The organism is Facivitalis istanbulensis (genome assembly GCF_040560405.1).
Classification (GTDB): domain Bacteria; phylum Pseudomonadota; class Alphaproteobacteria; order Sphingomonadales; family Sphingomonadaceae; genus Sphingomonas; species Sphingomonas istanbulensis.
The window spans coordinates 47,247-70,617 of the sequence record NZ_JAVSCQ010000013.1; the positions used below are offsets into that span (position 1 = coordinate 47,247).

Consider the following 23,371-nt stretch of genomic DNA (forward strand, 5'->3'; position numbering starts at 1 on the left):
CAGCCTAGGGGATCAGCACGGTGCTGCCCACCGTCTCCCCCGCCTCGATCGCGCGATGCGCCCGGGCGGCGTCGGTCAGGGCGAAGCTCTGCCCGATCTCCGGGGCGATGGCCCCCTTGGCGAGCATGGCGAAGACCCGGTCGGCCAGCCACCGCTTGTCCGCCGCGCCCACCGCATAATCGAACAGGGTCGGGCGGGTCACGAACAGCGATCCCTTCGCGGCCAGGAGGCCCAGATTGACCCCATCGACCGGCCCCGAGGCATTGCCGAAGCTGACCACCAGCCCCCGCCGCGCCGCGCTGTCGAGCGAGGCGTTCCAGGTCGCCTTGCCCACGCCGTCCAGCACCACGGGCACCCCCCGCCCGCCGGTGATCTCGCGGACGCGCGCCGCGACATCCTCCTGGCGGTGCAGGATGACGTGATCCGCACCGATCGCGCGGGCGCGTTCGGCCTTGGTCTCACTGCCCACCGTGCCGATCACGGTCGCGCCGATCGCCTTCAGCCAGCCGACCGCGAGATGCCCGACTCCACCCGCCGCCGCATGGACCAGCACGGTCCAGCCGGGCTGCACCCTCGCGCATTCCTCGATCAGGAAGGCCGTGGTGGTGCCCTTCAACAGGATGGCGGCGGCGGTGCGGTCGTCCACCGCATCGGGCAGGCGGACCAACTGGTCCGCCGCGACGTTGCGCGCGGTGGCATAGGCGCCCCGCGCCGGGCCGAACACGCCGACCCGGTCGCCGACGGCGACATCCTCGACACCCTCGCCCACTGCCTCGACCACGCCCGCCGCTTCCGAGCCGAGCCCGCCCGGCAGGTCGATCGGATAGAGTCCGCTGCGGTGATAGGTATCGATATAGTTCAACCCGACCGCGTGATGGCGCATCCGCACCTCGCCCGCGCCGGGCGGCGGCAGTTCATGCTCGCGCCACTGGATGACTTCGGGTCCGCCGGTCCGGTCGATAAAGGCGGTCTTTTCCATGGGGCCAGGCTCCTGTTCGATGGCGCGGGGCGGAAACGCCTCAATAGTCCTTGGAGATGCGCACATTGACGCTCTGCCGTCCCAGCGTCGAGATGCTGGACAGCAGCGACAGCCAGCGCGTGACCTGAAACTCAACCTGGGTGGCGGAATAGCCCTGCCCGTCGGTCACGATCTCCGCATAGAGGCGGCGGGTGATATATTTGCCCGCCGCGACCGAGGTGGCGCGGCCGAGCTGCACATCGGCGGGCAGCACGCGCAGCCGGTCGAGCCCCGCCGCGCGCCGCACCGCGTTGATCGGGTTCAGCCCGCCACCGCCGTCCTTCAGCGCCGCGACCGCGGCGGCCAGTTGCAACGCCTCGGGCGCGGACAGGCTGGCGATCGAGGTGCCGAACAACAGGCGCGACAGCAGTTCGTCGGTGGGCAGCGCGGGCGTGCTGGAAAAACCGATCTCGGGCTTCAGCGCGGTGCCGGTGACGCGGATCGTGGCGCTCAACCCCGTGACATTGGCGTTGGCGGCGATGTCCAGCGCCGGATTGGCGGGCACCTCTCCGCCGAAACGGATGATACCGCGCGACAGGTCGAACTCGCGACCGGCAAATTCATAATCGCCGCGGATCAATGTCGCCTGGCCGGTGATCGCCGGATTGTCGGGCGCGCCGCCGATCTTCAGGTCCGCCGACCATTCGCTGTTGAGCCCCAGGCCCGAGACGATCAGGCCGTTGGGGGCGTGCGCGCGAACCGCGAGGGTCCAGGGCTTGCGCGGCACCTCATCCTCTTCGCCGCCGCCAGGGATGTTGATCTCGCGAATGTTGAGCTGGGGCACCGCCGTCGCCGCCGTGGCCCGGCCCAGTTGATAGCGGCTGCGATTCAGCACGACATCGCCCGAGATGGTGCCGCCCGAGCCATCCGAATGAATGGCCAGCGGCCCCGTCACCGTCGCGCGGATATCGTCGCGCGCGATCATCGCCGCGTGATCCGCCTGGAACGCCAGGTCGAGCGCGATGCCGTTGGCGGAGGCGAAGTCGAACTGGCCGGTGCCGCTGACCCGCCCGTCCTTGCCCGCCTGCGCGCCGAACCGGTCGATGACCAGCCGCGATCCGCCGAACCGGCCGCTCGCCTGCACATCGGTCAGCACGGTGCCGGTCGTCGCGCTTTCGATGCGCGCACCGTTCGCGCGCACCGCGCCGCGAATGACGGGGGCGGTCAGCGACCCGCTGACATCCGCGCCGATCGCGACCGGGCCGGACAGGTCGAACATCTCGATCCCGGTCAGCCGCCATAAGGTATCGGCGGGCCCGACATAGCGGAGTTGCGCCAACAGCCGCCCGGTCTGCATCCGCGTCGCCCAGTCACCGGTCGCGGCGGGCGCCAGAAGCGCCTGTCCCCGGCCGATGATCTTGCCGCCGGTCGCCATGACCGCGCGCACCCCCAGCCGTTCGGCGGACAGGTCCCCCGCCACCCCCAGGTCGATCGGCCGCGAGGACAGGACCAGCCCCGCGCGGGTCAGCCCGCGAATGGTCAGGTCGACCTTGCCGGTCGGCGCGCCCGCCGCCTGGCGCAGGGTCAGCGAGCCCGAGGCGCTGCCCCCCAGCCCCAGTCCGGGATAGCCGATGTCCAGCACCGCCAGCGGCATCCGCGTCAGGCTGGCCTGGATCTCCCGGCCGCTGGAATCGACGCGCCCCGCCACCTTCGCCTCCCCCCCGGCAAAGGCGAGCCGGGTCGGGGCCAGGGTCCAGCCTTCGCCCTCGCGGGTCACGATCGCAGGCGACAGCAATTGCAGCGGGCGACGGTCGAGCGTGCCCTGCGCGGTGGTACTGTACCGGCCGGGCGTCACCTGCGTCACCGTCTGGATGGCGAAGGCCCGGCCACGCGACCCCGATATGCCCGCGCGAATCTCCCCCGTGCCGCCACGCAGGCGCATCGTGGCGCTCAGCCGCGCAATGTGGAACGCACCGTGCCGCAGTCCCTGGGCATTGGCCGAACCCTCGACCGAAGCGCCCACCGGATCGAGCAGGGCGACCGCGTCGACCCGCCCCTGCCGCACGATCACGCCCGCCAGTTGCGCCTGCTGCGCGGCCAGATGCGCCTCGATCCGCTGGACATCGCCGACCGGGCGGAACAGCAGCTCACCCGACAGGCCGCCATCGACGACCGCCAGCCGTCCGTCAAAGCCCTGCCCGACAATGGTCAGCGCGCCGGTCGCCCGCGCCCCGGCAACCTCGATCGGCTCGAACCGGACGACCGCATCCGCGCCGCGCGGCAACAGGATCGCGCCCGTCGCGCGGAACGGCCCCAGCCGCGAGCCGCCTTCGGCGCGAAAGCCATAGCCCTGCGCATTGGGGTCGAGATGCGCGCGGACATTGCTGAGCCCCATCGCGGCGTTGGGCGCGGCGAACAACAGGTCGAGCGTGGGGTGATCGATCATCCCGTCCAGCGTCAGCCGGACCGGACCATAGCGCGTCTGGCGGCCGCTGCCCATCAAGCGGAAGGTGCCGTCCCGGCGCCTTATCCCCTCGCCGCTCAGGCGGATGGCCGGGCCGGTCAGCACGACGCGACGGAAGCGGAAGACGCCGTCCACCCCGCGCTCCCAATCGGTGGTCAGCCGGGGCAATCCGCCCGCAAGGCCCCGCAGGAAGCTGTTGTCCAGCCGCCTGACCTGCGCCTCGCCCCGCCCGGCGACATGCGTGCCATGGCCATCGGCGCCCGGCACCGCGCGCAGGGTGGTGCGCACGTCGACAATGCCCAGGCCGGGGATCAGATAGCGGTTGAGCGCGCCGTTCAGCCCGACCTCGTAGCGCCCGTTGCGCAGGTCGATCCGCAACTGCAACGGCCCAGACAGCTTGTCCGAACGCAACGTCAGGCCCTGTCCCGCCATCTCGCGCGGCGTGATGCGCAGGTCGCCCGAAACCGACAGGTGGCGAAGGATCGCCTCGCCCTCCACCCCGATTCCCGTCACGCGCGCGGCGGCAAGGCGCACCGGCAGCGTCACCGGCCAGCCGCCACGCAGGACCCCGCGCCCCTCCGCCCGAACAGCGTCGAACCCGGTCTGGTCGAAGGCGAAGCGGGGCCCGACCATGCGATAGGCGAAGGCCGCGCGGTCGAACCCGCCATCCAGCGTCAGGTGCACCGCGATCGGCTGTCCGCGCATATTGGTGAACAGCGCCTCGGGACGCAGCAGGCGGGCATCGACCACCACGCGTTCAAAGGCATTGCGGCCCAGATCGAGCACGCCGTGCATCCGCGCGCGCAACGCCGCCGAGCGCAACGCCAGCGCGCCGTCGAGCCGGCGGTTGGCGAATTGCGCATCCCCCGCCACCGTCACGCGCGGCGCGGTCAGCCGCTGCAACCGGCCGTGCAGGACCAGCGATGGCGCCAGCGTGCCCGACAGCGCGTAGCGCCCGGCCCGGGCAACGAGCCGGAGGTCGACCGCGCGATCACGGCCGACCATGCCCTGCGCCCGGCCATTCCAGCGCGACCAGCGCCCCTCGCCGTCCACGGTCAGCGCGACGGGCGCGCGCGCGCCGATCATCCTCGCCAGCACGCCATTCGCCGCGCCTTGCGCCTGCACGCCGAGATCGAACCGGTCGCGATCGGGCTCGGCGTCCAGCGCCAGATGCAGCCGGTCGCTCCCCGCCACCGCGCCGTCCAGCGTGACGAGCGCGCGGCCGTCGCGGATATCGGCGCGACCATCGATCCGCGCCACTCGCGCGCGGCCCAGCACCGGTTGAGCCAACACCAGATGCTGCAGGTGCAGCCGGTCGATACGGATGTCGAAATCGGGCAGGATCGGGCCGTGCCGTCCGGTCGACCGGGTATGCGGCACGCGGAACAGCGTGGCCTGCTCCGCCTCGATCCGGCGAATGTCCAGCCGCCCCCGCACCCAGTTCCACGGCCGCCAGTCGAGCCGTGCGCGCGGCACGCGGACCAGCAATCCGTCCAGGTCGTAGACGCGCAGGTCGGTCAGCCGCATGTCCGAATAGACCGATCCCTCGATCCGCCCCACGGCGAAGCGCAGGCCGGTATCGGTGCGGATGGTGCCGATCCGATCGGCGACCCAGCGATGGCCGATCGGCGTGTCGACGATCAGCAGCGCCGCCACGACGATGCCCAGCAGCGCGACGACCATCCCGGCCAGCCGCCGTCCCCAGCGGCGCGGACGCCGGACCGGCGGCGCGGGCTGCGGCGGGACGCTGTCCGGGGGCAGGCTGTCCCCGGTCAAAAGGCCTGCCCTAGCGAGACATAGACCGCCACCCGGCTATCGCCGCGCTGCGGATTGAGCGGCGTGCCGACGTCCAGCCGGATCGGCCCGAAATTGGAATAGTAGCGCACGCCCAGCCCGGTGCCGAAACGCAGGCTGGTCAGCTTGGGCAAGGGCGAGGTCGAGATATTGCCCGCATCGAGGAAGGGCACGACGCCGAAACTGCCAAAGGTGCGCACCCGGGCCTCGATCGAGAATTCGGCCAGACCGCGGCCGCCGATCGGGTCGTTATTGGCGTCGCGCGGGCCGATCGCCTGGAACGCATAGCCGCGCACCGAAGCGCCGCCGCCCGCATAGAAGCGCCGCGACGGCGCGATCTGGTCATGGGGCGCGCCCAGGATCGTGCCCAGCCGGGTCCGCGCCGCCAGCACCACCCGATCCCCGAACGGATGGTAGAGGCTGGCATCGACCTGCGTCCGGGTATAGCCGAAGGCGCTACCCTGCAGCGACAGCTCCGGGCTGACCCGTCCCCCCAGCCGGAAACCCCGCGTCGGGTTGAGCAGATCGTCCGATCCGTCATAGTTCAGGCTGGTCGGCAGCGCGCCGATGAAGAAGATGCGCTGGCGCGGCTGCCCCGTCGTCTCGATCACGTCGCGTTCGTCCGAGGTGAGCAGCTCGCCGCCCAGCGACCAGGTCCAGGTCTTCTGGAAGAAGATGTTGGTCTGCCGCTCCAAGCCCGCCGACAGCGACAGCGTCTTGGCCTCATAGGCATCGCGCAGGACGTGCGCGGCGGAGAATTGCGCCGTCAGCACCCGGTCGCGGCCGTGGAAATTGTTGCGGCGGAACGTCACCGCGCCCAGTTGCTCGCGCGTGCCCAGCACGCTGCGCAGGGTCAGCGCGCCCTCGGGCGGGAACAGGTTGCGATGCGTCCAGGTCACCGCCGTCCGCGCGCCTTCGCCCGTGCCATAGCCCAGTTCGCCCGCGATGGTGCGCGGCGGCGCGGGCTCCAGCCCGACCGCGATATCGACCGTGTCGGGCGTCTGGCCGGGCACGGGCTTCACATCGACCGAGGAGACGAGGCTGGTCTGCACAAGCGCGCGGCGCAGATCGTCCAGCCCGGTCGAGTCATAGGGATCGCCGGGGCGGAAGCGCGCGATATCCTGGATATGCCGGGCGTCGAACACCCGGTCGTTGAGGCTGATGACCCGGCCGTACCGGCGCGGGGTGCCGGGATCGACCGCCACGTCGATCGTCGCGGTGCGCGTGGCATGGTCCACCACGATCTGCGGCTCGCCGATCCTGGCGAAGGGGAAACCCTCCTGCCCGATCGCGGTCTTCAGCGCGGCCTGCCCCGCGACCACCGCATCGGCATCGACCGGGTCGCCCGCTTTCAGCCCGAACGCCTTGTCGAGCGAGCCAGCCTTGTCCCCGGCCGCCTTCACCCCGTCCAGCGTAACCCCGGCATAACGGTAGATCGCCCCCGGCACCGCCGCCACCACCACGGTGGGCGGATCGCCCGTCTCGACCCGTGTCGCGACCCGCGCGTCATAATAGCCCGCGCCGCGCAGCAAATTGGTGAGCAGCGCGGCATCCTCGCGCGCCCGCCGGTCGAGTTGCGCGGCATTCGCCGTCTCGCCGTCATTGGCGCGCAGCGTCGACAGTTCGTCGAACCGTTCGCGCACCAGCGCGCCCGCACCGTCAATCCCCTCCACCCGCCAGCGATAGCGCCGCTCCGAGGCGGCATCGATCGTCGCGGCGATCGTCGCGGCGGGGTCCGCCGGCGCGCTGGTCAGGTCGGGCCAGGCGACCCCGATCTCCGGCATGGGCGCGAGCGGGGCCGAGGGGTCGAGCATCATCGGATCGTCGATGTCGCCATCGCCCGATCGGGGCGTGGCCGGCGGCGTTTGCGCGACGGGCAGGTCCTGCGCCCACAGGCCGGCGGGCCAGCCAAAGCCGAAGGACGCCAGGGAGAAGAACAGGATGGCGGCCGGCGGACGCGACCGCTCCAAACGGACCATCATGGTCCCATCCCTAGCCGGAGCGAGACGGCAGCGACAGCCCCGGACGCCTTCAATTCGCCATATTTGCCGCGCCGCACGTCGCGCGGGCGAATCCTCAATGGATGGTGCCGAACGACTCGTCGATGGAGAGCAGGCCGATCAGCCGCTCAATCTGTCGCCAGCGGCAGAAATGGATGTGATTGCCCAGATCGCGGCAACGCCCGGCGCGCGCCGCCGCTTCATCCTCGGCCGATTCGCCGAACGTCTCGATCAACTCGGCCGCCGTCGCGACATCCGATCCGGTCAGAAAGGGCGCGGCATAGAGATTGCCGCTGCGATTGGGCATGAGGACTTCCCGGAAAGGCGATTTCAGCGGCGGAGCCTACGCGTCAATCCGGGATTTTACCAGTCCTCCCGGCGGAGGCCCCGCCCCGGTCCGGGACGGCTGGCCTCATACGGCGCGCCATGGCAGGACAGGGGCCATGACCGATCCCGACGCCCCCGTTCCTCCTGCCCCTCCCGGCCCTGGCGCCACCAGCGCGGGCGGAATCTTCGTCGCGCTGGGAACCATCGGCGGCATCATCGCCGGGCTGGCGATCGGGGAGGTGACGGCGGCGGTGCTGACCGGGCTGGCGCTGGGCATCCTCGTCGCGCTCGTCATCTGGTGGCGCGATCGATAGAGCCGCGGATCATCCCGGCAGCCGCATCTGCCAGACGATCCGGCCGATCACCCGGATCGGGCCATCGGGAACCGGCGGCGCGGCGGGATTGTCGCTCGTCGCGACCATGCCCTGCGGCATGAGCCGCACGCGCTTGACCATCAGCGCCTCGCCGATACGGATGACGTAGAGGCCGCCCTTCGCGGTGGGACGGACATCGTCCTGATCCACCACCAGGTGATCGCCGTCCATCAGGCCCGGCGCCATCGAATCGCCGCGCACCCGGATGACCGACGCCGCCCCCTCGCGCAGGCCCAGCCGCCGCGCCAGCCGCCGGTCGATCGCCTCCACCCCGACCATGACATCGTCATCAACCGTCGCCCCCGGCCCGGCCGAGGCCGCCACCGCCAGCCGGGGAACCAGCAGCGGCCCAGCATCCGCCGCCCCGCCCAGCCGCATCTCCGGCACGCCGAAGAACGCGGCCAGTTGCCGCCGGTCGCCCTCCGCCAGCACGCGCGGGCTGCCGCGCTGCACATATTGCTGAAGATAGGCGTCGTTGCGGCCCAGCATCCGCGACAGCGCCGCCAGGCTCACGCCCGCCTGCCGCGCAAGCGCCTGAATCGTGGCCCGGATGTCCTGTGCCGCCATGCGTCCCGCTATAGGCATAGGATTTTTCCTAGACAAGTTGGAAATAAGAACAGATCAGGAACACAGCATGAGACTCGGACAATGGGAGAACGTCCATGGAATTGCTGGGACTGATCGAACGCTATCTGAAGACCAGCCATATGCCCGAGACCAAATTCGGGCGGTTGGCGGTCAACGATCCGCGGCTGGTCGGCGATTTGCGGCGCGGGCGCGAGCCGGGGCCCGAGATGATCGCCCGGGTCGCCGCCTTTATCGATCGGTGCCCGGCATGACCGCGCTCGTCCGCATCCCGCGCCCGGCCCGCGCCCCGCATATGCCGGACACTCCCCTGCCGCGCCGCCGCCATCGCCCGGCCGATGGCGGCGGGCGACTGGTGCAGGTGCTGGTCGCCCATGCCGCCCGCGCGGGGTGTCGGGTGGCGATCGAGATCGTGTCCGTCACGCCCTGGTCCTCGGCGACCTTCGTGGGATCGGTGGCCACCCTCGCGCTGACCGCCGCCCCCTGTCCAGCGCTGGCCCGGTGGCTCGCGGCGCTGCCGGAGGCCGAGATTCCGCTCGGCCGCGACCTGGTCGCCGACCTCGCGGTCGAGGACCGCCGCGCGGCGGGGGATGGCGTCCGGCTATGCGTGCTCATTTGCAACGGTGCGGCGGGAACATGACGGATAGATGATTTTTTCCTTGATATGATGTAACACTACGCTACCCGATAGGGCTCCCCAACCATCGGAGCCCTATGTTGCGCACGCCCGTCCTTCTGTCCGGCCTCTCGGCCTCCGCCCTGACCCTGGTTCTGGCCAGCTCCGTCGCCGCGCAGACCACGGCGCAGCCGACCAACCGTGGTCGCGAGATCGTGGTGACCGCGCCCGTGATGCAGTCGGAAGCGGACGTGCTGTCGGGCACCTCGATCGTGACCGGCGACGAGCTGGAACGCTCGATCCGTCCGACGATCGGCGAGACGCTGGCCCGCCAGCCAGGCGTGTCGGCGACCTCGTTCGGCCCCAATGCCTCGCGCCCCGTGCTGCGCGGTTTCCAGGGCGAGCGTATCCGCGTCCTGTCCGACGGCATCGGCTCGATCGACGTGTCGAACACCAGCGTCGACCATGCGGTGGTCATCAACCCGCTGCTCGCCGAACGGGTCGAGGTGCTCCGCGGCCCCTCCGCCCTGTTGTTCGGATCATCGGCGGTGGGCGGCGTCGTCAACGTGATCGACACGCGCATCCCGCGCTCGGTGCCCGAAAACGGCTATCGCCTGTCGGGCATGGCGACCTATGGCTCGGCCGCCAACGAACGGTCGGTCGCGGGCGCGACCGATGTCGCGCTGGGCAAGCAGTTCGTCCTCCACGCCGATGGTTCGTATCTGAAGACCGACGACCTGAAGATCGGCGGCTATGTCCTGTCGCCGCGCGCCCGTGCCGAGGCGCAGGCCGCCGCCGCGCAGGCCCCCAACGACCCGCTCGATTTCACCAGCGTCGCGAACCTGCGCGGTCGCCTGCCCAACACCGCCAGCGAGACCTGGACGGCGGGAGTCGGCGGCGCGCTCATCACCGATACCGGCTCGCTGGGCATCGCCTATAGCCATTATGACAGCCTGTACGGCGTGCCGGTCCGCTACACGCTGACGCCGGGCGGCGCAGCGCCCGAGGCGCCGCGCATCAGCCTGATCCAGAACCGCATCGACCTGCGCGGCGAGATCGAGACGGGCGGCGGCTTCCTCGACCGTATCCGCCTGCGCGCGGGCGCGGCCGAATATCGCCATTACGAGTTGGAGGAAGACGGCGGCATCGGCACCGCCTTCTACAACAAGGGCGTCGAGAGCCGCCTGGAGCTGGTCCAGGCCAGGCGCGGCGGCTGGCAGGGCGCGTCGGGCGTGCAGTTCTTCAACCGCGATTTCGACGTGCGCGGCGACGAGGCCTTCCTGCCGCGCAACAACACCGCGCAGGTCGGCCTGTTCACGCTGCAACAGCTCGATCGCGGCGCGTTCAAGGCGGAAGCGGGGGTGCGATACGAACATACCTCGCTGACCGCGCGGACCGCCGTCAATGACGATCGTTTCTTCCGGGGACAGCGCAGCTTCGACGCGTTTTCGGGATCGATCGGGGCCAGCTATGGCTTCGCGCCCGCGTGGCGCGCCGGCCTGAACCTGTCGCGCACCGAACGCGCGCCCTCGGCCGAGGAACTGTTCGCCAACGGCCCGCATGCCGGCACCGAAGCCTATGAGCTGGGCAATCCCAACTTCAAGAAGGAAGCGAGCTGGGGCATCGAGGCCACGCTGCACGGCCATGGCGACGGCTACAGCTTCGACGCGTCGGCCTATTACAACCGCTTCTCCAACTATATCTATGACGCGCTGGTCCGGCAGGGCCCGTGCGAAGCCGCCGCGGCACCGTCGGGCCGCAGCGTGGACCTGCCCTGTTTCCAATATTCCCAGGCCGATGCCCGTTACTACGGCGTCGAAGCCCAGGGATCGGTCCGGCTCGCCACGGTCGGCCGCTATGCGATCAACGCCGACCTGCTCGGCGATTATGTCCATGCGCGGATCCTGAACACCGGTCCCGCGCCGCGCATCCCGCCGCTGCGCCTGCTCGGCGGGCTGGAGGCCCAGTCGGACCGCGTCAACGCCCGTGTCGAGGTGGAGCGCAGCTTCAGGCAGACCCGCGTGCTGGGGCTGGAGACCCCGACCGACGGCTTCACGCTGGTCAACGCCTCGGTCCAGCTCAAGCCCTGGGGCACGCTGAACCCGACGACGCTGACCCTGTCGGCCAACAACATCTTCGACGTGGATGCGCGCCGCCACGCCAGCGTCCTCAAGGACTTCGCGCCGCTCGGCGGTCGCGACCTGCGCGCGACGCTCAGCTTCAAGCTGTAAACGTCACCCCTTCCCTCCAAGGCTCCTGACCCCTTCCGCCCCGGCGGGAGGGGTCTTTTTCATCTGCGCTGCGATTGCGAAACGGATCGGGAGTGATAGCCTGTCGACGGTTCGTGCAAGGGGAGTGACGAAATGCCGAAATGGACATGGCTGGGGGCCGCAGTGCTGCTCGGATGCGCGGGCAGCGCTTCGGCCAAGGACACCGACCCATGTCCCAAGGACATGGTCTGCGCCAGCGATCCCAACTCGGTCGGCGGCGCGATGATGCGGGCGGGCTATCAGGGGCTGATCGAAACCGATGGCGAGGGCGATCCGATGATCTCCAGCGCCGCCGCCGGGTATAAGTTCAGCGTCTATTTCTACGATTGCGAAAAGCACAAGCAGTGCGCGTCGCTGCAATTCGCGATGCGGCTGACCCCGTCCAAGCCGCGCGACCTGGCCTTCGTCAACAAGTGGAACAACGACAAGCGCTTTACCCAGCTGGCGTTGACCAAGGACGGCGACCTGCGGCTGAGCTACGACGTGACGACGATCGGCGGCCTGACGCGCGCCAATTTCGCCGATGTCGTCGATTGGTGGGCGACGATGATGGGCACGCTGGACACGTTCATCGCCGCCAACCCGCCGGTCGAGCCGGTGCGCACCGTACCGAGCCCGTCTCCGTTCCCGCCCCCGGCCCAGGCCCCGACCGCACCCATGGCCAAATCCACCACCTGACCGGGCAGCCGGGGGTGGACAAAGCCCCCGGCCTTCGGAAGAAGCGGGACATAAGGAGAGAGTCCAATGTCCCGAATGGGCAAGTTCGACTGGGCGGATGCGTTCCTGCTCGACGATCAGCTGACCGATGACGAGCGGATGATCCGCGACATCGCGCGCGCCTATGCCGACGACCGGCTGGCCCCGCGGATCATCGACGCCTTCGCCAACGAACGGACCGACCCGGAGATCTTCCGCGAAATGGGCGAATTGGGCCTGCTCGGCCCCACCATCCCGGAGGATTTTGGCGGCGTCGGCGCATCCTATGTCGCCTATGGCCTGATCGCGCGCGAGGTGGAACGGGTCGACAGCGGCTATCGCTCGATGATGAGCGTGCAGTCGAGCCTGGTGATGTATCCGATCCATGCCTATGGCTCGGACGACCAGAAGAGCCGCTATCTGCCCAGGCTGGCGAGCGGCGCGTGGATCGGCTGTTTCGGCCTGACCGAGCCCGATGCGGGCTCCGACCCTGGTGGCATGCGCACCGTCGCGAAGAAGGTCGAGGGCGGCTATGTCCTGTCCGGGGCCAAGACCTGGATCTCCAACGCGCCGATCGCCGATGTGTTCGTGATCTGGGCCAGGTCCGACGCGCATGGCGGCGCGATCCGCGGCTTCGTGCTGGAAAAGGGCATGACGGGGCTGAGCACGCCCAGGATCGAGAACAAGCTGTCCTTGCGCGCCTCGATCACCGGCATGGTGATGATGGACGAGGTGGCGGTGGGCGAGGACGCGCTGCTGCCGCATGTCGAAGGGTTGAAGGGGCCGTTCGGCTGCCTCAACCGCGCGCGCTATGGGATCAGCTGGGGCGCATTGGGCGCGGCGGAATTCTGTTTCCACGCCGCGCGCCACTATGGCCTGGACCGTCGGCAGTTCGGACGACCGCTGGCCGCGACGCAGCTTTACCAGAAGAAGCTGGCCGATATGGAGACCGAGATCGCGCTCGGGCTTCAGGCATCGCTGCGCGTCGGACGGCTGATGGATGAGGGGCGGTTCGCGCCCGAGATGATCTCGATCGTCAAGCGCAACAATGTCGGCAAAGCGCTGGATATCGCCCGCGCCGCGCGCGACATGCATGGCGGCAACGGCATTTCGGGCGAGTATCAGGTGATGCGCCACCTGATGAACCTGGAGACGGTCAACACCTATGAGGGCGCGCACGACGTCCACGCGCTGATCCTGGGCCGCGCGATCACCGGAATCGCCGCATTTTGAGGCTGGCGGCCCCAGCCCTTCGCGAGCCCGGATCGGAGCGCGCCGGATGACCCGGCCCGCGCCGCTGGCCGGGCTGAAGGTCGTGGAACTGGCGCGCATCCTCGCCGGGCCCTGGGCGGGGCAGGTGCTGGCCGACCTCGGCGCGGAGGTGGTGAAGGTCGAAAGCCCCGAGGGCGACGATACCCGCCGCTGGGGCCCGCCCTTCATCGAGAATCCCGATGGCAGCCGCGACGCCGCCTATTTCCACGCGGCCAATCGCGGCAAGCGCTCGATCGTCGCGGACTTCGCCACGGCGGAGGGGCAGGCGATCGTCCGCGCCCTGATCGCCGATGCCGATGTGGTGATCGAGAATTTCAAGCTGGGCGGCCTGCGCCGCTACGGCCTCGACCATGCCAGCCTGTCGGCGATCAACCCGCGGCTGGTCTATTGCTCGATCACCGGATTCGGGCAGGACGGGCCCTATGCCGCGCGGGCAGGCTATGACTTCATCGTGCAGGGCATGAGCGGGATCATGGACCTGACCGGCGATCCCGGCGGAGCGCCGCAGAAGATCGGCGTCGCGCTCGCCGACATCATGACCGGCCTTTATGCGGTGATCGCGATCCAGGCCGCGCTGCACCTGCGCGCGCGGACCGGGCGCGGCCAGCATATCGACATGGCGCTGCTCGACACGATGACGGGCGTGCTGGCCAATCAGGCGATGAACTATCTCGCCTCGGGCGTGACGCCGACCCGGCTGGGCAATGCGCATCCCAATATCGTGCCCTATGCCGCCTTTCCCGCCCGCGATGGCTGGTTCATCCTGGCGGTGGGCAACGACGCGCAGTTCCGGCGCTTTGCCGGCGTGGTCGGGATCGATGGCGAGGATCCGCGCTACGCGACCAACGCGCTGCGCTGCGAACATCGCGCCGCGCTGACCCTGGAGATCGAGACCGCGACGGCGACCTGGCCGCGCGACGCGCTGCTCGCCCGGCTGGAGGCGGCGGGGGTGCCCGCCGGGCCGATCAACACGGTCGAACAGGCCTTTGCCGACCCGCAGGTCGTGGCGCGCGGGCTGGCCATCCATCCCGCGCGGCCCGATGGATCGACCGTCCCCGGCGTGCGCACCCCGATCCGCTTTTCCGACGCCGCCCTCGCGCTGGACCGCGCCGCGCCGATGCTGGGCGAGGATACGCCCCGGCGATGACCATCCGGCCCGGGCTCGCGGGCGCGGGGATAATCGCCTAGGACAGCGGGGCGATGACCAGCCTGACCGTCAACAACCAGCCGATCCGCTATCGCCTGTCCCCCGACACGCCGCTGCTCTGGGCGCTGCGCGACGCGTCCAACCTGACCGGCACCAAATATGGCTGCGGCACCGGGGATTGCGGCGCCTGCACCGTCGATATCGACGGCCGGGCGCGGCGAAGCTGCCAGGTGCCGATCGGCGCGATCGAGGGCAGCGTGGTGACGACGATCGAAGGGCTGTCGCGCGATCGCTCGCATCCCGTGCAGCAGGCCTTCCTTGCCGCCAATGTCAGTCAATGCGGCTATTGCATTCCCGGCATGGTGATGGCCGCGGCCGCGCTGCTCCGCCACGATGCCGATCCGTCCGAAGCGACGATCCGTGCCGGGATCACCAATTTGTGCCGCTGCGGCATCTATCCCCGGCTGGTCGAGGCGATCCAGCGCGCCGCCCGCGCCCAGCGCGGCGAAGAGACGATCCCCGCCGCGCCGCTGCCCGCCATCGAACCCGCCGACGCCGCGCGCGCCGTACCCGCCCTGACGCCCGCCATCGCCCAAGATGACGCGCGCTGACGCGATTCTTTCATCTTGCTGACGATGGGGTTCAGCCTCCGCTCAACGCGGATCGGGCAGGGTTCATCCGATGATGGGGGTCGGCTCGTGCGCCGACACATGAGGTAGACGGTGATGCGCAGGCATGGGATGGCGGCGTTTCTGGTGGCGGGCGCGATCGCGGCGGGGTTCACGCCGATGGTCGCGAGCGCGCAGGACATGATGATGGATCGCGGGCCGCGCCCGCGCCCCGAAGCGCCGATGGCACCGGGCGGTCCCGGCAACCCCGGCGGCCCGGCCGGACGGGTCGAGCGCGGCGAAGGCCGCCCGATCTTTCACGACCGCGAATCCTTCCCCGAAAACCGTCCCGAATATCGTCCCACCCATCCGGAAGCGCCGCGCCCGCCGCAGGTGCCTCCGGCACCCGATCGTGGGCCCGGCGGCGGGTTCTGGGGCAATCACGACGGCCGACCGCCAGCGCCCAACCCCGGCGGCCCCCACCCCTATCCGGATCGCCCCGACCCTAACCGGGGCGACTGGCACGGCGACCCCGGCTGGCGCGGCCCGGGGCCGGCCGGCCAGTGGCGCGATCCGCGCTGGCGGGATGAGGAACGCCGCCGCGAGGAGCGCGACCGGTGGCAGCGCAGCTATGGCGACTGGCGCGACCATGGCTATCAGAATTACGGGTTCGCCGAGCGTCGCGCCTGGGCCGATCAGTGGAATAGCGGCTGGCGTCGCGATCGCCGCTATGACTGGATGGGCTGGCGCTCGCTGAATCGCGGCGTCTATCGCCTGCCCCGCTATTATGCCCCCGAAGGCATCTATGGCTATCAGCGCTTCTCCAGCGGCGTCATCATGGAGCCGATGTTCTTCGGCCAGAGCTATTGGCTGTCGGACCCCTATGCCTATCGCCTGCCGCCCGCCTACGGCCCCTATCGCTGGGTCCGCTACTATAATGACGCGGTGCTGGTCGACCTGCGCAGCGGCCTGGTCGTCGACATCGTGTACGACATCTTCTGGTAAACCCGGACTCAGGGGAAGGGGGGGACGCTTCGACGGGTGAGCGTCCCCTTCTCTCCCCGACCCTCTTGTCTTTGCCGGCGCATCGTCGCACATCGCGGTCATGTCGTTCTTTTCGAGGAAGCCCAAGGGCAACCCCGCCGCGTCGCCCGTCCGCGCCCGCTTCGGCGTCACCGTCGCCGAGCGGCTGGACGCCAATCCCGCCGTCACGCGCGTCGCGACCGACACCGCGCAAATCTATTACCAGCACGAGTTTCTGACGCCGCAGCAATGCGACGGACTGATGGCGATGATCGATTCCAACCGCCGCCCCTCGACGCTGTTGTCCGACCGGCCCGATTACGGTTTCCGCACCTCGGAAAGCTGCGACATGAACCGCTGGTCCGCCGATGTGCAGCCGATCGACGAATCGATCGCCGACCTGCTCGGCATCGCGCCCGAACAGGGGGAGACGATGCAGGGCCAGCGCTACGCGCCCGGCCAGCTGTTCCGCGCGCATCACGATTATTTCCACGAAACCGAGAATTATTGGGAAAAGGTGAAGGTCCATGGCGGACAGCGCACCTGGACGGCGATGATCTACCTGAACGACGTGCCGGAGGGCGGCGCGACCTGGTTCCCGCAGGTGGGGATTCGAGTCGCACCCAAGCGCGGGCTCCTCCTCGCCTGGAACAACATGAAGCTGGACGGCACCCCCAACGAGCTGACCCTGCATGAAGGGATGCCGGTGGTCGAGGGCGTGAAATATGTCATCACCAAATGGTTTCGCGAAGGCAATTGGGTGCATTGATCCCGCTGCCCCCGCCCCTCTCCCCTTGTCCTTGAGCGGAGAGCCATGGCATGGCGTTCGCGTGACGTTCCGCTTCCCCGTTCGCCCGCGCCGATGACCGACGTCCTCGGCATCGCCCAGTCCATTCTCGGCCAACCCTGGCGCTGGCGCGCGCTGGCCGCCGATGCGCGCGACGGGCTGGGCCATGACGATCTGGTCGCGCAGTTGCTGCTCGCGCGCGGTTGCCCGCCCGACGCGATCGAGGCGCACCGCGCGCCTTCGATCCGCGGCTTCATGCCCGACCCGTCGATCTTCCGTGACATGGACCGCGCCGCCACCCGGCTGGCCGATGCGGTGATCGCGCGCGAGCCGGTGGCGATCTTCGGCGATTATGACGTGGACGGCGCGACCTCCTCCGCGCTGATGGTCCGGCTGCTGCGCGACCTGGGGCTGGCGCCCCGCGCCTATATCCCCGACCGCATGACCGAAGGCTATGGCCCGACCGAGGGCGCGCTGCTGCGGTTGCAGGCGGAGGGGGCGAAGCTGATCGTCACGGTCGATTGCGGCGCGCAGGCGTTCGAGCCGCTCGCCGCCGCGCAGGCCGCCGGGATCGAGATCCTGGTCGTCGACCACCATAAATGCGCGACGCAATTGCCGCTGGCCTATGCGGTGGTGAACCCCAACCGGCTCGATGAGACCGAGGGCGCGGCTTATGGCCATCTGGCGGCGGTGGGGGTGTGCTTCCTGCTGGGCGCCGCGTTGCTGCGCACCTTGCGCGCGCGCGGATTCTTCGCCGATCGCACCGAGCCACGGCTGCTCGACCTGCTCGACCTGGTCGCGCTGGGCACCGTCGCCGATGTCGCCCCGCTGCGCGGGCTCAACCGGGCCTTTGTCGCGCAGGGGCTGAAGGTCATGGCGCAGCGGCGCAATATCGGCCTGGCCGCGCTGACCGAGGCGGCACGGCTGACCCGCGCGCCGACCTGCTCCGACCTGGGCTTTGCGTTGGGGCCGCGTATCAATGCGGGCGGTCGGGTGGGACGCGCCGATCTGGGCGTCCGCCTGCTGACCACCGACGACCCGGGCGAGGCGCGCGGCATCGCAGAGGAGCTCAACCATTTCAACGAGGAACGCCGCGCGATCGAGGCAGGGGTCCAGGCAACCGCCGAGACGCTGATCGACACCGGCCGCCAGGTCACGATCGTCTCCGGCCCCGGCTGGCACCCCGGCGTCATCGGCATCGTCGCCGGACGGCTGAAGGAAAAGCTCGACCGCCCCGCCATCGTCATCGCGGTCGATGAAAGCGGCATCGGCAAGGGCTCCGGCCGTTCAGTGTCGGGCGTCGATCTGGGCGCGGCGATCCTGTCGGCCAAGGAACAGGGGCTGCTGATCGCCGGGGGCGGCCATGCGATGGCGGCCGGGCTGACCGTGGCGGCGGAGCGGATCGGCGAACTGGCCGATTTCCTGGAGCAACGGCTGGCCGACGTGGTCGTGCGCGCCGGCGCGGGCCGCGCGCTGCTGGTCGATGCGGTGCTGGCCCCGGGCGGGGTCAATCCCGCATTGGTCGGTGCGATGGAGGCGGGCGGCCCCTATGGCATGGGCTGGCCCGCGCCGCGCATCGCCGCCGGGCCGTTCCGCGTGGTCCGCGCCGATCTGGTCGGCACCAACCATGTCCGCGCGGTCGTGGCGGGCGCGGACGGCCGCAGCCTGAAGGCCATGGCTTTCCGGCAGGCGGACAGCGCGCTGGGCCAGGCGCTGCTCGGCGCGGGATCGTCGCGACGGCTCTGGCTCGCCGGGCGTGCCAAGGTGGACGACTGGTCCGGCCGCGATGTGGCCGAACTCCATGTCGAGGACGCCGCCTGGGCCGATTGAGGGAGGGATCGACGGAAGCCATGGCCATGCAAGCCATCGCAACGGGGAAAAAAGGGATTGACGCGTCTCCCCCCCTCCCCTAAACGCCGCCAACGCCCTTTCGGCGGCCCCTTCGTCTAGCGGTTAGGACGCGGCCCTTTCACGGCTGAAACACGGGTTCGATTCCCGTAGGGGTCACCAGCACCCGCCAGAATGGCGGATTTGCGCGGTTTAGGCGGTCTTCATGGACGCTTTACCCATCCTTGTGTACAAAGGATGCGTACAAAGTGATCCGTATGGCCACCCCTTTCAAAGATCCTCGCACCGGCATTTACTACTTCCGACGGGTCGTCCCCGCCGCACTGCGACCGTTCTTCGATGGCGCGTCGAGCGAGTATAAGCGCACCCTCGAGACCCGCGATCCTGACGAAGCCCGTCAGCGCTACCACCCGCATGCCGTGATCTACGAGCAGAAGCTCGCCGCCGCCCGTCGCGCCTTGGCTAGCCGGCAACTCCGCTTGGCACATGTGATGGTCGACGATTTTCTCGACGGAGAGTCGGACGAGCAACTCCGCGGCGTGGCGCAGAAACTCGCCGCGCTCGAGCTCGGGGCATTCGAATTTGCCAACGGCCTGACCGACCATGCGCCCGGTGCCCGCTACGACTTCGGCGTGCCGCCGGGCCTTGATGATCTTCGCGATCACGCAAGCCGAACCGCCATGCTGAATGCGGTGCCCGCCTTCATGCCCCTGCCTTGGCTGGAGACGCTACAGCGCGTTGCCGCCCTCCCCACCCTCGATCCGATCGAGTGGTTGATCGCGGCGGTGGCCTCCGCAAACACCCTGGGCTGGCCGCTGGCGCCCGAACTCTATGAGGCAATTGGTCGCGCTTACCTCGACAGGCTCTGCGCCGCCTGCGCCCTCAGCATCGATCCCGCACGAAGCCGTATCCTATCACCTTCGGTCCTTGTGGCGGGCTCCGGGACGGTCGTCCCCGCGCTCTCCCCACCTTCGAACGAACCACAGCTGCCGACACCTCCAGCCAAGACGGTGCCGACGATCACCGAGGTCTATGAAGCGTGGGCTAAGTTCGAGCCGCACGAGGCCAAACTCGTCGACGAGTGGCGAACCGCCGTGAATCGCTTTGCCCAGCTTCATGACGACCCGCCCGTCGATCAGATCACGGCATCGATGGTACGGGCCTATCGCCGCACCTGTGCCGGACTTCCAAGCCGCGCAAAGAAAGAAGTTGCCGCCCTACCCCTGCTGGAACAGGTCGCACTTGCGGAAGCCGAGGGATTGCCCACGCTATCGCCCGCGACCGTCAACAAGGCCTTGTCGGCCATAAGGGTGACCCTCGAACACGCCGTTGAGGAACTGGAGGTCATCGACGGCAACGTCGCCAAGACCGTGAAGTCCATGCCCAAGAAGTCAGCGGAGGACGCCCGCCTCCCTTTCGAGCCGGAGGATATGACCAGGATTTTCACCGCGCCCCTGCCTGAGCGCAGCGGGGTGGCGCCCCGAACGCTATTCTGGATACTGATGCTCGCGCCATTCACAGGTTGCCGCCTCGACGAACTGGGCAAGCTGCGGCCGGGGAACATCAAGACCGACGATGGCATCCCATACATTGCCATCGAACCCGATCGGCTGCGCGTCCGCCGGGAGCAAGAGGGGCCAGCCAAGCGGATGAAGACCGCCAGCGCCAAGCGGGACATCCCGTTGCATTCGATGCTGCTCGAAGCGGGCTTCCTCGATATGGTGAGCGCGCGCCGCGCAGAAGGCGCGGAGTGGCTGTTTCCCGAACTCGAAGCCAATGCCTATGGCAGTCGGACACAGCGCCTGTCGCGCGTGCTGAACGATTTCCTCGATGCAATCGGCCTGTCCGATCCGGAACTGGTGTTCTACTCGTTTCGCCACACCGGGAAGCGCGCCGTGCGCGGCAAGGTTTTGAGAGAAATCGTCGATTTGCTCTTCGGCCATGCAGATGGATCCGTCAGCACGCTGTATGGGCGCGGCGCCGAAATGACGGTACTCCGCGACGCCGTAGAGAAGATCCAATACCCTTCTGTCGATTGGCAACCGGTGATCGCAAAGGGCCGAACAATGACATGAGAACCCGCGCGGCGAGCCAAACTTCACGTCGCTGCTATGATATGTATCCCGCCGTAATGGACGACGAGTAGCGGCGGCTACCGTCGGAATCAGACATGATGGAACTCACCCGCTTTCGCGCCATAGATTGTTAGACGGGTTTTCAAATGCCGGAAGAGGGAAGGCCGGTTTTCCGCGCCTGATCGACCCTGATGTGTCAAAAATCAGCGTTTCTCAGACGCTCCTCATGCGGCCTAGTGACATTCGAGGTGAAACTCTGCGCGGCCCCAGGCACGCGCTTCCAGATCGCCGGGGCGAATGAAGCAATAGACTGCTCCGCAATCTCCCCACAGCCAGTGCATAGGATAGTCGGTAGCGAACTGCATCAGCAACAATTTGTCTGCCGGGCCGGGTTGGGCATCGGATTGCAGGCCATCGTGATAACCACCCATCCGATGCGGACGATTTTCGTATAGTTGTCGCCAGCCAGCCTCAAGCGCCGCGACCACTGCGGTAGGTATCAGATTGCGCTTGATTGGGTCAAAATAATAGCGGGTGGCGACGGCTACAGAGGCAGTCGGAATGTTAGGATTCAATCGCTCAACAACTGACAGCTTACGCCGCTCTACCGTCACCGGAAGTCCTTTACCTTCGGTGCGTCCCCAGCCAAGCGCCCAGATTTCCCGATCGGTATCGCCCAGCGCCTGCTTAGTTTTTTCCATGTCGTCGGTCGTTATGGGTTGGTCGAGAGCGTCGTGCGCGATCGTGGAGCGATACCTTTCGAGGTGGTCAGCGGCCTGCGCGCGCCAGCCCTCACCTTGCTCGTGTTCAAGTCGTTCTATCAGGGCACCTGGCGTCGGGTTGGCGGCTAAGAGAGCTTCGACCTCTCGGATTCTGGCGGCTCGTCTGCCAGCATTTGCGCGCATGTTGGCTCGCCGTTCACGTTCCTTGGGATCGAGATCGGACGGCTCAGGTTCGTTGAGCATCGCTCCATACTTTTCCAAGAATTCTGCTTCGTGCCGTTCGAGTGCTGGAACGATGTCCTCGAACGCGCCCGGTTCGTTAAGCTTCTGGCGCATTTGCTGCGTGTAGCGGTCGGCCTGTGGTGGCAGCGGTTTCCGGAGGTCAGCGAGCGTTTTGTCGAGAGCCTCGACCAAGCATCGCCATGTGAAAGGTTCGACCTTCAGGGGATTGCGACTTTCCGGCGCAACCGGCTGCCCCTCGTACAGGATCGATGCGAAATCCTTAGGCGCGGCAAGCGACCGCCCTTCCTCGATCCTCAATTCGTTAGGCACGCACACCACATCGACCGGCCAGCGTGGATAGATGGATTCACGTAGCGTCCATTCAGTGCTGCCGGTGTAGGTTCCATCGTGGATGGGACCAATTCCAACTGGCGGCTGACGTTCCTCGCCCAGTTCGGGAACGTGTAAAACTCGCCACGTGCCCATGTCGTCATGGTCACTGGAGTTTCCGTTGACGAAAAGAAGCAACCAACCTTCACGCGGCCCCAAACCTCCCCACAGCTCTGTGGGAAGATCAGCGCAACAGACTTGAGCGATGAAGTGCAGCGGCACTTCCCCGGCACCGCGATTTTCCGGATTGACGCCTAGGGGCCATTCCACCCCTTCAGGAAGCATTGGCAGGCCGCCCAGCCATGAACGTGGCTGTTCGTCACGCGGCGGCACCTGTCGGCGTAATACCACAGAAACGCTCTCTGATATGCTGCTCGGCCGCGAAGTGCGCGCCTGCAACACACGGACCGATTCAGGTTGGGGCAAGGTCGATTTTACCTCTTCTGCGCGCGCTAGTTCACGAAAATCGCGTCTGCGAACGGGGGGTGGAAGAGCAGCGCCGGTATCGGTCGATATCATGTCTTTGGAACGTCGCTGGCGATGGCGCATCCATAAAAAGGCCACCGCAACAAAAAACAGAACATACCAGATCACTGCATTCTCCCCGCCAGAAGAAGAATTGCTTTACTCTCAGAGAATTAACGAACTCTCCCCTTAATGGCATGGCTGGGTGCAAGCGGAAACTGTTGGGAATCGGCCGTTTTCCGACCTCAGCACTATCAGGCTTCCTCGATATGATCTGGGTAGGTTCCAAACTTGGGCGACCAGCCTCTGATGTTCCCGGCTTGCAAAGCACTCCAGAAGCGGTCGCTGACTATGAAGCGGTGGCTAGAGTGGTATCGCCACTCATGCCAAATCGCCCGTTGTGCCGCACAATCCGCTTTGACTACGATGAGCGGCCGCCGCCCTCCTGCGGTTACATCCGCGAACATGCCGGTACCGAGTTGCACGACGTTCGATTTTTCGACATCGATTACCTCTGATCTCCCGCAGATGTTTAGCAACCAACGCTTGGCAGGGTGTGCTGAGCCGTCTGGGTTAAGCATTTCGTATGCGATGTAGTTGTGCACATCCGGCTCAATGCCTTCGATAATGTCGATCACCTTTTCTGATATCGCATATGTCCCGAATGGTGCTGTCAGTCTAACGCGAACCGCTCTCCATACGATGCCGTTCGGTCTTTAAGTGCAGCA

At 67.9% G+C, this 23,371-nt stretch carries 19 protein-coding genes and 1 tRNA gene; 13 read left to right on the plus strand and 7 right to left on the minus strand.

All coding sequences use genetic code 11. From position 1 onward, the window contains the following. Positions 1-4: 4 nt before the first annotated feature. The 4 genes from RN629_RS09865 to RN629_RS09880 form a co-directional block, all read right to left on the minus strand. A complete protein-coding gene (locus tag RN629_RS09865) occupies positions 5-979 on the minus strand; it encodes a quinone oxidoreductase family protein (protein WP_407035077.1) in 975 nt (324 codons plus the stop codon). 40 nt (positions 980-1,019) lie between these two features. Then, on the minus strand, positions 1,020-5,105 hold the full coding sequence (locus RN629_RS09870) for a translocation/assembly module TamB domain-containing protein (RefSeq protein WP_407035108.1): 4,086 nt from the start codon (positions 5,103-5,105) through the stop codon (positions 1,020-1,022). Positions 5,106-5,194: 89 nt separating this feature from the next. Further along, complete coding sequence (locus RN629_RS09875) at positions 5,195-7,195, minus strand: autotransporter assembly complex protein TamA (protein ID WP_407035109.1); 2,001 nt, start codon at positions 7,193-7,195, stop codon at positions 5,195-5,197. 97 nt (positions 7,196-7,292) lie between these two features. Continuing rightward, positions 7,293-7,523, minus strand: a complete 231-nt coding sequence (locus RN629_RS09880; RefSeq protein WP_407035078.1) for a hypothetical protein — start codon at positions 7,521-7,523, stop codon at positions 7,293-7,295. A 136-nt stretch (positions 7,524-7,659) separates the two neighbouring features. Here RN629_RS09880 and RN629_RS09885 point away from each other — a divergent pair, with 136 nt between their 5' ends. Next, positions 7,660-7,857, plus strand: a complete 198-nt coding sequence (locus tag RN629_RS09885) for a hypothetical protein (RefSeq protein ID WP_407035079.1) — start codon at positions 7,660-7,662, stop codon at positions 7,855-7,857. 9 nt (positions 7,858-7,866) lie between these two features. On the opposite strand, the gene RN629_RS09890 is transcribed toward RN629_RS09885, so the two are convergent. Next, positions 7,867-8,502 carry a S24 family peptidase gene (locus tag RN629_RS09890; RefSeq protein ID WP_407035080.1) on the minus strand — a complete coding sequence of 212 codons (636 nt, stop codon included), beginning with the start codon at positions 8,500-8,502 and terminating at the stop codon, positions 7,867-7,869. A gap of 77 nt (positions 8,503-8,579) precedes the next feature. Between RN629_RS09890 and RN629_RS09895 the strand changes: the two genes are divergently transcribed. From RN629_RS09895 to RN629_RS09950, 12 genes are all read left to right on the plus strand, one after another. Further along, the gene (locus RN629_RS09895; RefSeq protein WP_407035081.1) at positions 8,580-8,756 is read left to right on the plus strand and encodes a hypothetical protein; all 177 of its coding nucleotides are present in this window, start codon (positions 8,580-8,582) and stop codon (positions 8,754-8,756) included. After that, positions 8,753-9,142, plus strand: coding sequence for a hypothetical protein (locus RN629_RS09900; RefSeq protein ID WP_407035082.1), 390 nt, complete (start codon positions 8,753-8,755; stop codon positions 9,140-9,142). The genes RN629_RS09895 and RN629_RS09900 overlap by 4 nt, the downstream gene beginning before the upstream one ends. A 74-nt stretch (positions 9,143-9,216) precedes the next feature. Continuing rightward, entirely contained in the window at positions 9,217-11,349 is a 2,133-nt protein-coding gene (locus tag RN629_RS09905) for a TonB-dependent receptor (protein WP_407035083.1), read from the plus strand. A gap of 132 nt (positions 11,350-11,481) precedes the next feature. Continuing rightward, a complete protein-coding gene (locus tag RN629_RS09910) occupies positions 11,482-12,066 on the plus strand; it encodes a YbjN domain-containing protein (protein ID WP_407035084.1) in 585 nt (194 codons plus the stop codon). Positions 12,067-12,132: 66 nt separating this feature from the next. Beyond that, positions 12,133-13,317: an acyl-CoA dehydrogenase gene (locus RN629_RS09915; protein WP_407035085.1), complete on the plus strand. Its 1,185-nt coding sequence runs from the start codon at positions 12,133-12,135 to the stop codon at positions 13,315-13,317. Between the two features lie 46 nt (positions 13,318-13,363). Next, positions 13,364-14,503, plus strand: a complete 1,140-nt coding sequence (locus tag RN629_RS09920; RefSeq protein ID WP_407035086.1) for a CaiB/BaiF CoA transferase family protein — start codon at positions 13,364-13,366, stop codon at positions 14,501-14,503. Between the two features lie 53 nt (positions 14,504-14,556). Beyond that, on the plus strand, positions 14,557-15,114 hold the full coding sequence (locus RN629_RS09925) for a (2Fe-2S)-binding protein (RefSeq protein ID WP_407035087.1): 558 nt from the start codon (positions 14,557-14,559) through the stop codon (positions 15,112-15,114). Between the two features lie 114 nt (positions 15,115-15,228). Further along, a complete protein-coding gene (locus RN629_RS09930; RefSeq protein WP_407035110.1) occupies positions 15,229-16,116 on the plus strand; it encodes an RcnB family protein in 888 nt (295 codons plus the stop codon). A gap of 100 nt (positions 16,117-16,216) precedes the next feature. After that, positions 16,217-16,903, plus strand: a complete 687-nt coding sequence (locus tag RN629_RS09935; RefSeq protein WP_407035088.1) for a prolyl hydroxylase family protein — start codon at positions 16,217-16,219, stop codon at positions 16,901-16,903. A 93-nt stretch (positions 16,904-16,996) separates the two neighbouring features. Continuing rightward, a complete protein-coding gene (gene recJ, locus RN629_RS09940) occupies positions 16,997-18,751 on the plus strand; it encodes a single-stranded-DNA-specific exonuclease RecJ (RefSeq protein ID WP_407035111.1) in 1,755 nt (584 codons plus the stop codon). A gap of 105 nt (positions 18,752-18,856) precedes the next feature. Continuing rightward, a tRNA-Glu gene (locus RN629_RS09945) sits at positions 18,857-18,931 on the plus strand. 95 nt (positions 18,932-19,026) lie between these two features. After that, the gene (locus tag RN629_RS09950; RefSeq protein WP_407035112.1) at positions 19,027-20,844 is read left to right on the plus strand and encodes a DUF6538 domain-containing protein; all 1,818 of its coding nucleotides are present in this window, start codon (positions 19,027-19,029) and stop codon (positions 20,842-20,844) included. 233 nt (positions 20,845-21,077) lie between these two features. On the opposite strand, the gene RN629_RS09955 is transcribed toward RN629_RS09950, so the two are convergent. Both RN629_RS09955 and RN629_RS09960 read right to left on the minus strand, forming a co-directional pair. Continuing rightward, positions 21,078-22,772 (minus strand): DUF1963 domain-containing protein, encoded by a 1,695-nt coding sequence (locus RN629_RS09955; RefSeq protein ID WP_407035089.1) that lies wholly within the window; start codon positions 22,770-22,772, stop codon positions 21,078-21,080. Positions 22,773-22,897: 125 nt separating this feature from the next. Next, positions 22,898-23,347 (minus strand): imm11 family protein, encoded by a 450-nt coding sequence (locus RN629_RS09960; protein WP_407035113.1) that lies wholly within the window; start codon positions 23,345-23,347, stop codon positions 22,898-22,900. Positions 23,348-23,371 lie beyond the last annotated feature (24 nt).